The sequence below is a fragment of the Desulfosarcina sp. genome, from assembly GCF_046496365.1.
Classification (GTDB): domain Bacteria; phylum Desulfobacterota; class Desulfobacteria; order Desulfobacterales; family Desulfosarcinaceae; genus Desulfosarcina.
The window spans coordinates 39,991-52,779 of sequence record NZ_JAWOHB010000049.1; the positions used below are offsets into that span (position 1 = coordinate 39,991).

The 12,789-nt window shown below is 58.9% G+C and carries 8 protein-coding genes; 7 read left to right on the forward strand and 1 reads right to left on the reverse strand.

Features of this window, described 5'->3' with window-relative positions:
• Positions 1-50: 50 nt before the first annotated feature.
• Positions 51-998 (reverse strand): radical SAM protein, encoded by a 948-nt coding sequence (locus tag R6V78_RS03640; RefSeq protein WP_410287969.1) that lies wholly within the window; start codon positions 996-998, stop codon positions 51-53.
• Positions 999-1,313: 315 nt separating this feature from the next.
• On the opposite strand from R6V78_RS03640, the gene R6V78_RS03645 reads away from it, so the two are divergent.
• The 7 genes from R6V78_RS03645 (at position 1,314) to R6V78_RS03675 (ending at position 12,787) form a co-directional block, all read left to right on the forward strand.
• Entirely contained in the window at positions 1,314-3,995 is a 2,682-nt protein-coding gene (locus R6V78_RS03645) for a CBS domain-containing protein (RefSeq protein WP_410287970.1), read from the forward strand.
• Positions 3,996-4,138: 143 nt separating this feature from the next.
• Positions 4,139-5,131 carry a tryptophan--tRNA ligase gene (gene trpS / locus R6V78_RS03650; protein WP_410287971.1) on the forward strand — a complete coding sequence of 331 codons (993 nt, stop codon included), beginning with the start codon at positions 4,139-4,141 and terminating at the stop codon, positions 5,129-5,131.
• A gap of 5 nt (positions 5,132-5,136) precedes the next feature.
• Positions 5,137-5,895 (forward strand): segregation and condensation protein A, encoded by a 759-nt coding sequence (locus R6V78_RS03655; protein WP_410287972.1) that lies wholly within the window; start codon positions 5,137-5,139, stop codon positions 5,893-5,895.
• Between the two features lie 50 nt (positions 5,896-5,945).
• Complete coding sequence (gene scpB / locus R6V78_RS03660; RefSeq protein ID WP_410287973.1) at positions 5,946-6,614, forward strand: SMC-Scp complex subunit ScpB; 669 nt, start codon at positions 5,946-5,948, stop codon at positions 6,612-6,614.
• A 295-nt stretch (positions 6,615-6,909) separates the two neighbouring features.
• Complete coding sequence (gene parE / locus R6V78_RS03665; RefSeq protein WP_410287974.1) at positions 6,910-8,865, forward strand: DNA topoisomerase IV subunit B; 1,956 nt, start codon at positions 6,910-6,912, stop codon at positions 8,863-8,865.
• Between the two features lie 75 nt (positions 8,866-8,940).
• Entirely contained in the window at positions 8,941-11,232 is a 2,292-nt protein-coding gene (parC, locus tag R6V78_RS03670) for a DNA topoisomerase IV subunit A (protein ID WP_410287975.1), read from the forward strand.
• A gap of 124 nt (positions 11,233-11,356) precedes the next feature.
• Complete coding sequence (locus R6V78_RS03675; RefSeq protein ID WP_410287976.1) at positions 11,357-12,787, forward strand: MBOAT family O-acyltransferase; 1,431 nt, start codon at positions 11,357-11,359, stop codon at positions 12,785-12,787.
• The last annotated feature ends 2 nt before the right edge of the window (positions 12,788-12,789 follow it).

The window sequence follows — 12,789 nt, forward strand, 5'->3', positions numbered from 1 at the left end:
GTTGCCGCTGCTCTACGATGGTGAAATGATTCTTACGCAGTCCCCCTGGCTCAAACGGCCATGTAGAATAGGCCGCGATCCATCTGTTTCAGGACCAGTTGGTTGCAAGCGACCATTTGATCAAGAACCGGCTGCAGCGTTTCGACATCCATCCCCATGATCCGGGAAACGTCCAGGGCCGTACATGGACGCCTGCGAACGGTGGAAACCAGTCGCTGCTTCAGGTTCGCCTGTCGTTTGACCCCATCGGTCCGGATGGGTTCATATCTGACAATTTCGGCACCTTCAAGAAAATCTGAAATTTCTTTCAACCGATCGGGCCCAAGTGGCTGCACCCAGGCTTCCGTACCCGGCCGGTCAAGCGTGTTAAGCACGATGCCGTCCGCACGGATACGCTGCAGAACCCTTTTTATTTCGGATAGCTCCGCGGCAGAATCGTTGCAGCCGTCGACCAGGAACAATTCCATCAGCAGCCTGCCGGAAAAAATTTTCCTGAAGGCTGCAAGGCCTTCAATCATCGCCTTGAGATCAATCCGGGGGTGGGGCCGGTTCACCCGCCTGAACTGTGCGTCGGTCGCAGCATCCAGGGATGCCATGACCACGTCGGCACCTTTTACCTGGCGCCTCACGGCAGGTTGGTCAAAGAGCGTGCTGTTGGTGAGCAGGGCCACTTTATATTGGGGATAGTCGGTTTTGAGGAATCGGATCACCTCACCGATTGCCGCGTTCAACGTGGGTTCTCCGGATCCCGAAAAGGTAATGTGGTCGATGGCCTTGTCTCGAAGGAGATAGTGCGCCAGCTCCTCCTTGACCCGGTCCACGGCAACGTATTCTTTTCTATCCAGGCTGAGGTGGGTGGTTGGACCGCATTCGCAATACACGCAATCCAGGCTGCAGGTTTTGTGGGGCACCAGATCCACACCCAAAGAGATGCCCAGGCGTCTGGAAGGCACGGGCCCAAACAGCGTCTTGTATTTAAAATTGCAATCGTTGCGCATGGTCATTTTCAGTGATTCGGGTTGCGACTTGCTACCACAGACTGGTTGAAACAACAATAATTTTATTAATATCGGGGCATTGGTTGCAATCCTGCCAGTCTGCCGGTGCGGACACATGGATCACTTAACTTGCAAAAACGAAACCAAACGCGTAATATCCGCCTGCTTTCCTTACCGTTTCGTGAACGCCGTCTTCGACTTGAATGCGGGTCAACAGGTGATGGAGGCGCAAACGGCCGCAATTCCGGCGCCTGGCTGAAAAGTTGACCAGCGGGGCTTGCGAATCCTAACAAAATCGAAGCGATTCAATCGGGTATGACTGAAAAAGACCCCCAGAACCAGCGATCACTGACCATCATCACCAGCCATGTGAATGCCGATTTCGATGCCATGGCCTCGATGCTTGCCGCCCAGAAGCTGTACCCGCATGCACAGGTGGTGTTTCCCGGTTCCCAGGAAAAAAATTTGAGAAATTTCTTCATCCAGTCGATGGTCTATCTTTTCAACGTCGTCGACCTGGGAAGCGTCGATTTCTCAGCGGTCACCCGACTGGTGCTGGTTGACACCCGGAGACGCAACCGGATCGGCGATCTGTGCCGGGTGCTGGACAACCCGGGGCTGGAAATTCACATTTACGACCACCACCCGAAAAAGGACGACGACATTCCAGCCGACAAAGAATTTTTTATGCTGACCGGCGCCACAGTGACCATTTTGTCGGGAATTATCAGGGGAAAAGCGATTGCGATCACCCCTGAAGAAGCCACGATCATGTGCCTGGGAATCTATGAGGACACCGGATCGTTCTCATTCCCGTCGACAACCGAGCATGACTTCAAGGCAGCTGCCTACCTGCTCTCCATGGGGGCCAATCTCAATGTGATTTCCAGCATGATCACCCGGGAATTCAATCCCGAACAGATCGGCCTGCTCAACGACATGATTCAGGCGTCCAGGCGCCACACCATCAACGGGATCGAGGTCGTGCTGACCAGTGTGGCCACGGACAACTATTTCCCCGACATCTCGTTTCTGGTTCAGAAAATGGCCAAGATGGAGAATATCGACGCCATTTTTGCCATGGCCCTGATGGAAAACAAGGTCTATGTGGTTGCCCGGAGCCGAACGGATGATGTGGACGTCGGAGATATTCTGGATGCGATCGGGGGCGGCGGACACCCGTCGGCCGCGGCGGCAACCGTCAAGGGCAAAACCATCGCCCAGACTGAACTGCTGCTGCTGGAAGCCCTTTACGTCAAAATCAACCCCCGGCGCTCGGCCCGGCACCTGATGTCTTCACCAGCCATCATGGCCGCTGAAACCACCACCTGCAAAGCCGCCCAGGCCCTTTTGACCCGCTATAACATCAATGCCCTGCTGGTTGTCGACAGTGGCCGTACAGACAGCGTCTGCAGCGGTTATATCACCCGGCAGGTCATCGAAAAGGCAATGTTCCACGACCTCGACGCCATTGCGATCCGAGAATACATGAGTACGGAAATATCCCACGTGCATCCGGATGCGGATGTCGTCGAAATTCAGGACAAGATCATCGGGAACAAACAGCGCATCCTGCCGGTTATTGAAAACGGCAAGGTGATGGGTGTCATCACCCGCACGGATCTGCTCAACACCCTGGTTCAGCAAAATCGACCCGCCGTCCAGCACGTTCCGGCGCTGGGCGACGCATCCGGTGCCAAACGCTCGCGGATGGTGGTCAATTTCATGCGCGAACGCCTGCCCCGGCATATCATGGAAACTCTGGCCCAGATCGGCGAAACCGCCACCGAACTGGATTGCGGCGCTTACGTGGTCGGTGGATTCGTTCGTGATCTCTTCCTGTACCGCAAAAACGAAGATGTCGATGTGGTGATCGAAGGCAACGGGATCGCCTTTGCCAAAACATTCGCCCGGGCGTTGGGGGCAAGAACCCACACCCATCAGAAATTTGGAACCGCCGTTGTCATCTTTCCCAATGGCTTTAAAATCGATGTGGCCTCTGCGCGGATGGAATATTATCAGTTCCCGGCATCCCTGCCGGTGGTTGAAATGAGCTCCATTAAAATGGACATGTTTCGCAGGGATTTCACCATCAACACGCTGGCCATTCAACTCAACCCGGGTAAATTCGGCCGATTGATCGACTTTTTCTCGGGTCAGAAAGACATCAAGGACAAAGTCCTGCGGGTGCTGCACAACCTCAGCTTCGTCGAAGATCCAACGCGGGTATTCCGGGCCCTGCGGTTTGAGCAGCGATTCGGTTTCAGCATCGGGAAGCTCACCTCCAGCCTGATCGACAATGCCGTAAAAATGGATTTCTTCAAGCGCCTGGCCGGCAAACGGGTCTATGCGGAACTCAAACTGATCCTCAAGGAGGAAAACCCCGCGCCGACCCTCTTGAGACTGCTGGATTACAATCTTCTGAAGGTTATCCATCCGGCGCTGCATATTGAAAACGACTTTAAACGCCTGCTCGACAGCGCCAAAAAAGTGACCGACTGGCACGACCTGCTCTTTATCGATGAAACCTACCAGCGCTGGGCCGTCTACTTCATGACCCTGATCCGCCACTGCGACCTCGAGGCCACCCGTGAAATCTGCGCGCACCTGACCATCGCCCCGCGCCATGCAAAGCTGTTCGGCGAGGCCCGCATGCAGACCGCAGACCCCTTGTCTGGGCTGGAACACCGCAAGCGCATGCACAATGCCGACGTGTACAACCTGCTCAGCACGTTCAAAACCGAACTGATTCTTTACATGATGATCTGCACCTCTTCGGAAACGGCCAAAAAAAGGATCTCCCTTTATCACACGCAGCTGCGCCACGTCGCCATTTCCATCTCCGGAACCGATCTTGTGCAGATGGGCCTGAAACCGGGACCCCTGTTCAGCAAAATCCTGCAGTCCGTTCTGGAAGCCAAGCTCAACGAATCGATCAAGACCCCGGAAGACGAGTTGGCCTTCGTCAAAAAATATATAATTAAATCAATTGGTTGAATCGTTAGCGGGCCGCGTGGGTCGGGTAACCGATCGGTTTTTTCTTGTTTGCACAGCGCCTTGGGTTTGGTATAACCGATTGTAAAAATCGAATCGTAGCCGACGGACCTGCAACCACAACCAACCAATCGGGAGATGTTTCGATGCGTTCCAAAAAACGGATTTTAAGCGGCATGCGGCCCACCGGGCCGCTGCATCTGGGCAACCTGCACGGCGCCCTGATCAACTGGGTGGAGATGCAGGACCCATACGACTGCTTTTTCTTCATCGCCGACTGGCACGCCCTGACCAGCGACTACGAAAACCCCGGTGCCATCACCGGATACGTGGACGAAATGATGATCGACTGGCTCAGCGCCGGCCTCGATCCGGAAAAAAGCACCCTCTTCCTTCAATCGCTGGTCCCGGAACACGCCGAGCTGTTCCTGTTTCTCTCCATGATCACACCGGTGCCCTGGTTGGAGCGCAACCCCACCTACAAGGATCAGATCGTCCAGATCGACAACAAGGACCTATCCACCTTCGGCTTCCTGGGGTACCCGGTTCTGCAGGCGGCGGATATCATCATGTACAAGGCCAACGGCGTTCCGGTGGGCATCGACCAGGTGCCCCATGTGGAGATAACCCGCGAGATCGCCCGGCGGTTCAATTTTTTATACGGCGACGTTTTTCCAGAACCGGAGGCCATCTTGACCCAAACCGCCAAGATTCTGGGACTGGACCGGCGCAAGATGAGCAAATCCTACAGCAATGCCATCTACCTTTCGGACACACCGGATGTTATCGCCAAAAAAGTGGCCCAGATGATCACCGATCCCCAGCGCATGCGCCGCACCGACCCGGGCAACCCGGATGTCTGCAATGTGTTCGAATTTCACAAAATCTATTCGGACCCGGCAACCACGCAAACGATCCATCACCAGTGCCGGCATGCGCAGATCGGGTGCGTGGAGTGCAAGCAGATCATGGCCGGCAACCTGATCAAGGCCATGGCCCCCCTCCACGAACGGCGGGCGCATTTCAAGGCCAAACCGGCGCTGGTCAAGGAAATCATCGCCTCCGGCAGCCAAAAGGCCCGTGCGGTGGCCAGACAAACCATGGACCAGGTCCGTGCCGCCATAAAGATCAAGGCCTGACGCACATGCCGCCGATGATGGACAACCTGACGGGCACGGATCCCCATGCTGGCAGCCAGGATCGTTATCAGGTCAACCTGGAGAACGTTTTCGAAGGTCCCATGGACCTGCTGGTCCATCTGATCACAAAAGCCGAGGTAGACATTTACGACATCCCGATTGCGCAGATTACCGCCCAATACCTGGAATATCTGGCGTGGATGAAAAGCATGAATATCGACTTTGCCGGCGATTTCATCCTGATGGCATCCACCCTGACCCACATCAAGTCGCGGATGCTGCTGCCGCTCCAGGAGGGCCAGGAGGAGGAAGAGGATCCCCGGCTGGAGATCACCCGGCCCCTGCTGGAGTACCTGCGGATCAAATCGGCCGCCGAGCAGCTGGCCGAGCGCAACCTGCTGGGGGAAAAGACCTTTACGCGCAAGCCGGACACCAGCGTCCTGGAAGGCATGCAAGCTGATCAGGTCCTCTGCATCGGCCTTTTCGAGCTGATCGATGCGTTCCAGAGCATTCTGGACAAAGTGACCCCCGGGCACCGGGTCGATCTGTCACGGGACCGGGTGTCGGTCCAGGAACGCATCACCCAATTGGCGGAACTGCTCGACGCCAAGGAATCCATGACCTTTGACGAATTGTTCGCCGACGGCCGCGGACGGTCCGACATCATCGTGACCTTCCTGGCGCTTCTGGAAATGGCCAAGCTCGGCCTGATACGCATCGCCCAGCACGTACCCACGGGGATCATCCGGATATTCTACCAATAGGGTATCGGTGACTGGTGCAGACTGAACGCGGGCCGTGAACGGCATCGGATATGACCGACGACTTAAAACATATCATCGAAAGCCTGCTTTTCGTCTCGGCAACGCCGCTGACGATGGACCACCTCAAAGGCGTTCTGGAAGACCGGGACAGCGCAGCGATCCGCTCCGCCGTCGAGGCCTTGACAACGGAATATGCCCAGCGCGACGGCGGGTTCGTGCTCAGACAGGTCGCCGGCGGCTACCAGTTCCGCACCCAGGGCCGCTACAACGCGTGGATCAAGCGCCTGATCAAACCCAGCGCACCGCGTCTGAGCGGGGCCGCCTTGGAAACCCTGGCCATCATCGCCTACAACCAGCCCATTATCCGCAGCGACATCGAACACATCCGCGGCGTGGACAGCGGCGGCATCCTGCGCATGCTCATGGAGCGCAGGCTGATCCGCGTATTGGGCCGCAAGGAGATCCCCGGCCGACCGCTGATCTACGCCACCACGCGCCACTTTCTCGAAGTGTTCGAGCTCAAGGACCTCAAAGACCTGCCCACCCCCAGGGAGATCGAGGAGTTGAGCCGGTCGCGGCTTGAAGCTGAGCTGGATTCCAGCGACCCGTCCGAAGCGCCCCCTGCGGCGTCCGCAAAGCCTGCCGATTTACCTGATGCCGGGGGCGACGAAGCCGCCGGGGAGGACGCGCAGGGTACCGCGGCACAGCCGACCGATTGAGCCGCACCTGCGCGAGGGTCATGTAACCGGCGTGGGTCGCAGGGTCTAGGTATTCGGGCTCCTGATTCATTAGCCAAGCGCCCATCCCCCGCCCTCCCGGTTGTCGAACCCAAATCAACGCGCGACCGCAGACCCGCCAGGTCGATCGCCTGGCTTCGTGATTGGGCGGCTGCACTGCGGATGCACAGGCTAATTCCCTGCACCACAACATACAGTATTGATTTTTTAACCGATATCCATCATAAAGGGATCAATCCATAAAGCTGAACGGCGACCATCGTTGGATATAAAGTCCATGAAGGTATCGTCAACCGGAGGTATTCCCATCAAATCCGATCAACTGTTCAACGCCAACGGCACGCCCAGGCGGGACTACAACGCCGCTTCCCTTGAAGTCCTCAAGGGCCTCGACCCGGTCCGCCGGCGGCCGGGCATGTACACCGACACCCAGCGGCCCAACCATTTGGCCCAGGAGGTGATCGACAACAGCGTGGATGAGGCCATCGCCGGTTTTGCCAGCCGCATCGACGTGATCCTGCACACCGACGGATCCCTGAGTGCGGCCGACGACGGGCGCGGCATGCCCACGGACATTCATCCGGAAGAAGGCATCACCGGCGTGGAGGTGATCCTGCTCAAACTGCATGCCGGGGCCAAATTTTCCAACAAGGATTACCAGTTCTCCGGCGGGCTGCACGGCGTGGGCGTGTCGGTGGTCAACGCCCTGTCATCGCGCCTGGAGGTGGAGATCAAGCGCGACGGGCAAAAGCATTTCATCTGGTTCGCCGACGGACGCAAACAGCAGGAACTGCAGGTGACCGGAACCGTGGGCCAGCGCAACACGGGCACCTTCATCCGTTTCTGGCCCAATGGCGCCTATTTCGACACGCTGCGCTTTTCCACCCGGCGGCTGCGGCACACCCTGCGCGCCAAGGCCGTGCTCTGCCCGGGCCTGACGGTGACCTTTTCCGATGAAAATACAGGCGAAAAAGAAAAGTGGTACTACGAGGACGGCCTGAAGGAGTATCTGGCCGGCAGTCTGCAGGGCGTTGAACTGATCCCCGACGAGCCATTCATGGGCAGGCTGGACGGCGACGGTGAGGCCGTCGCCTGGGCCGTGGCGTGGCAGCCCGAAGGCGGTGAGACCATTACCGAAAGCTACGTCAACCTCATCCCCACGCCCCAGGGCGGCACGCACGTCAACGGCTTCCGCTCCGGGCTGTTGAGCGCCATCCGCGAGTTCTGCGAATTTCGCAAATTGATTCCCCGCGGCATCAAGCTGGCCCCGGACGACGTCTGGGAACGCTGTTCCTACGTCCTGTCGGCCAAACTGACCGATCCGCAGTTTTCCGGCCAAACCAAGGAGCGCCTCTCCTCCCGCCAGAGCGCCTCATTTGTCAACGGCGTGGTCAAGGATGCCTTCAGCCTGTGGCTGAACCACCACACCGAAACCGGTGAACGCCTCGCGGAAATGGCCATCGACAGCGCCCGCAACCGGCTCCGGGCCGGAAAAAAGATCGAGCGCAAAAAGATCACCGCCGGTCCGGCGCTGCCCGGCAAACTGGCCGACTGTATCAGCCAGGACCCGGCCCAGAGTGAGCTGTTTCTGGTGGAGGGTGACTCGGCTGGCGGATCGGCCAAACAGGCCCGCGACCGTCATACCCAGGCGGTCATGCCCCTGCGGGGCAAGATCCTCAACACCTGGGAGGTGGACTCGACCCAGATACTCGGATCCAAAGAGGTTCACGACATCGCCGTGGCCATCGGCGTGGACCCGGGGTCACAGCAGCTCAAGGGGCTGCGCTACGGGAAAATCTGTATCCTCGCCGATGCCGACTCCGACGGCCTGCACATTGCCACCCTGCTCTGCGCGCTCTTTTTGCAGCACTTCACCCCGCTGGTCGCAGCCGGCCACATCTTCGTGGCCATGCCCCCGCTCTACCGCATCGACATGGCCAAAGCGGTGCACTACGCCCTGGACGAAGCCGAAAAAACCGCCATTATCCGGCGCATGGAGACCAAAAACCCCACCGGTAAAATCAACGTTCAACGCTTCAAGGGGCTGGGTGAAATGAATCCCATGCAACTGCGCGAAACCACCATGGCCCCGGACACCCGGCGGCTGGTTCAATTGACTGTGGACGAACACGCGGATGCTTTTGCCACGCTGGACATGCTGCTGGGTAAAAAACGGGCCTCCGACCGCCGTCTGTGGATCGAGGCGAGCGGGGACCTGGCCGAGGTGGAATAAGGGCTGGCGCCGATCTCTTATAATTAAAGTTCCACTGAAACAAAAAAAGTACAAGATACTGAAAGTAAATATAATATGACCACCATAGCACCCCCTCTTCGCATCGAAGGCACCGAGCGCATGCCCCTGCAGCAGTTTTCCAGGCAGGCCTACCTCGATTACGCCATGTACGTGATCATGGACCGGGCCCTGCCCCACATCGGCGACGGACTCAAGCCGGTTCAGCGGCGCATCGTCTATGCCATGAGCGAACTGGGCCTCAAGTCCTCGTCCAAGCACAAAAAATCCGCCCGCACCGTGGGCGATGTGCTCGGCAAGTTTCACCCCCACGGTGACACGGCCTGCTACGAAGCCATGGTGCTCATGGCCCAGCCCTTCTCCTACCGCTATCCGCTGGTTGACGGCCAGGGCAACTGGGGCGCGCCCGACGACCCCAAATCATTTGCCGCCATGCGCTATACCGAAGCCCGGCTCTCCGCCTATGCCGAGGTGCTGCTCGGTGAGATCGCCATGGGCACCGTGCAGTGGGTGCCCAATTTCGACGGCACGCTGAAAGAACCGCGGGTGCTGCCCGCACGGCTGCCCAACATCCTGCTCAACGGCACCACCGGCATCGCCGTGGGCATGGCCACGGACATCCCGCCCCACAACATCCGGGAGGTGGTCGATGCCTGCATGCATCTGATCGACAATCCCGATGCCGGCGTGGAAGACCTGTGCCGGCACATCCACGGACCGGATTACCCTTCCGGCGCCGAGATCATCACGCCCCAGGCGGAGATCGTGGACATCTACCGCACCGGCAGGGGGGTCGTGCGCATGCGCGGGACCTTCGAACTGGAAAACGGCGACATGGTCATCAACGCCCTGCCGCACCAGGTCTCCCCGGCCAAGATCATCGAGCAGATCGCCGCCCAGATGAACAAGAAGAAACTGCCCATGATTGCGGATCTGCGGGATGAATCGGACCACGACGACCCCATCCGCCTGGTTATTGTGCCCCGTTCCAACCGGGTGGACAAGGATGCCCTCATGGCACACCTGTTCGCCACCACCGAGTTGGAAAAGACCTTTCGAATCAATATGAACGTCATCGGCCTGGATCGCAAGCCCGGCGTGAAGGGTCTGGTCGAACTGCTCACCGAGTGGATCACCTTTCGAACGCAGACCGTCATGGATCGCCTGGGATACCGCCTGGACAAGGTCAAGGAACGCCTGCACATTCTAGACGGCCTGCTGGTGGCCTATCTGAATATCGACGCGGTCATCCGCATCATCCGCAGCGAGGACGAACCCAAAGCGGTGCTGATGGCGCGTTTCAGTCTCAGCGATGCCCAGGCCGAGGCCATTCTCCAGTTGCGTCTGCGCCACCTGGCCAGACTGGAGGAGATGAAAATCCGGTCCGAACAGCAGGAGCTGGACAAGGAGCGCCAGTTCCTGGAGGCAACCTTGGGGTCGCCTGCGCGCCTCAAAACCCTGATCAAAAAGGAGCTGCGGGCGGATGCCAGGGCCTACGGCGACGACCGGCGCACCGCCATCGTCCAGCGCAAGGAGGCCCAGGCCATATCCGAAGAGCAGCTTGCCCCCGTTGAACCGGTGACGGTGATTCTTTCGACCAACGGCTGGGTCAGGGCCGCCAAGGGTCATGAAATCGATCCCGGCGAAGCGGTCTACCGGCCGGGCGACCGCTACCTGGATGCGGCCCGGGGCAAGAGCAACCAGCCGGTTGTTTTTCTGGATTCCAACGGGCGGACTTACAGTCTGTCGGCCCACAGCCTGCCGTCGGCCAGAGGTCATGGTGAACCCCTCACCGGCCGCTTTGTGCTGCCGCCCGGTGCCACCTTTACCGCCGTGATCATGGCCCCGGCCGACCGGCAGCTTCTGCTGGCCAGCGACGCCGGGTATGGATTCATCACCCGGTTCGACGATCTGATCACGCGCAACACCAAGGGCAAGGCGCTGCTCTCACTGCCCAAAGGGGCCCAGCCGCTGCCGGCCATCCCCATAGACAATCCAGCCGGTCTGCTCCTGGCGGCCGTCACCAGCGACGGACGCATGCTGGTCTTTCCCTTGATCAAACTGCCGGCCATCGCCAAAGGCAAGGGCAATAAGATCATTCAGATCCCACCCAAACGGGCCAGTGAGCGCAAGGAACTGCTGACCCACCTGATCCTGGTGCCCGAGGCGGGCACCCTGGTCATATTCGCCGGCAAACGTTTTTTTAAACTGAGCGGTGGAAACCTGGCCCAGTATGTGGGCGAGCGCGGCCGGCGCGGCAAAAAGCTGCCCCGGGGGTTTCAAAATGTGGACCGCCTGGAGAGCGAAGCCCCCGTGCAGATGCCCCTGACGCTGACGGAAGCAACCTAAAATCAACGTCCAAGGGAAAATGGCGCCGATGCAACCACCGGCAGCGTCAGGGCGCATGGTTTCATCCGGCGTCCGCCCTCAATGGTTCGCTGGTCGACATTCATTGTATTGATTAAACAACCGCATGATCTTCTCGAGCGTTTTCTTTCTCCTGGCCTTCCTGCCGGTGGTCATTCTTGGCTATTACAGCCAGCACCTGCTGCTTGGAAACCGCCTGCGCAACCTGACCCTGCTGGGCTGCTCCTATCTTTTTTACCTTTTCGGCGCCCCGGACTTCATCCTTTTCCTGGCCGGCTCCACCCTTTTCGACTACGTCATGGGCCGCCTGATGGCTCGCGTCGACACGTACAAACGGGTGTGGCTGAGCCTGTCCGTCGGGATCAATCTGGGTCTGTTGGGCTGGTTCAAGTACGCCAACTTCATGGTATCCCAGACCGCCGATCTCTTCGCCCGGCTGGGCATCAACCTGTATGGATGGGAAGCGGTCGCCCTTCCGGTGGGCATCTCGTTTTTCACCTTCCAGAAGCTCAGCTACACCATCGATGTTTACCGGGGGCGCTGCCGGGCCGTGACCAGCATCATCGATTTTGCGATGTATGTGGCCCTGTTTCCCCAGCTGGTCGCCGGCCCCATTGTCCGGTTTCGGGACATTCACGACCAGATCAGCAACCGGAAGGAGACCTGGGGGCAGTTCTACTCCGGTGCGCTGCGTTTTTGCTGGGGCCTGTCTAAAAAAGTCATTCTGGCCGACACCTGCGGCCGCTTTGCCGACCTCATATTCAGCCTCGCGCCGGCGGTGCTGGACACCAGAACCGCGTGGCTGGGCGCCCTGGCATACACCCTGCAGATCTATCTGGACTTTTCGGCCTACTCGGACATGGCCATCGGCCTGGGCATGCTCTTCGGTTTCCGCTTTCTGGAAAATTTCAACCGCCCATACAGCGCTGTCAGCCTGACCGATTTCTGGCGGCGGTGGCATATCTCCCTGAGCCGCTGGTTTCGGGACTATCTGTACATTCCACTGGGCGGCAGCCGTAAAGGCAGGCTGCGCACTTACGTCAACCTGGCCCTTGTTTTTCTGCTGTGCGGGTTCTGGCATGGCGCCAATTGGACCTTTGTGGCCTGGGGGGCCTACCACGGGCTTTTTCTGATCGTCGAGCGCATCACCGGCTTGCGCCGGCTTGCCCCCGACCGGATGCGCGGATTGCGCCGTTTGTCAACACTGCTGGTGGTGGTGTGCGGATGGGTCATTTTCCGCTGCGATGATCTGGGCCAGGCCGGCCGTTTTTTGACAACCATGTTCAGTCTCGGTACCAATGAACTGCCGGCAGCCCTGGTCGAGCTGATGAACCTGAAAAACGCCGTGCTTTTGCTCTGCGCGGCCACGGCGCTGATCCTGCCGGCAGGCGCCGGCGAGGCCGACGGGTCCCAATTGGCCCGGCATCGTTGGCTGGCTGCCGCAGCAGGCGCCATTTTATTCATGCTGCTGCTGCCCTGGTGCCTGGCCATGCTGGTTGCCGGCACCCAGAACCCGTTTATCTACTACCGGTTTTGATG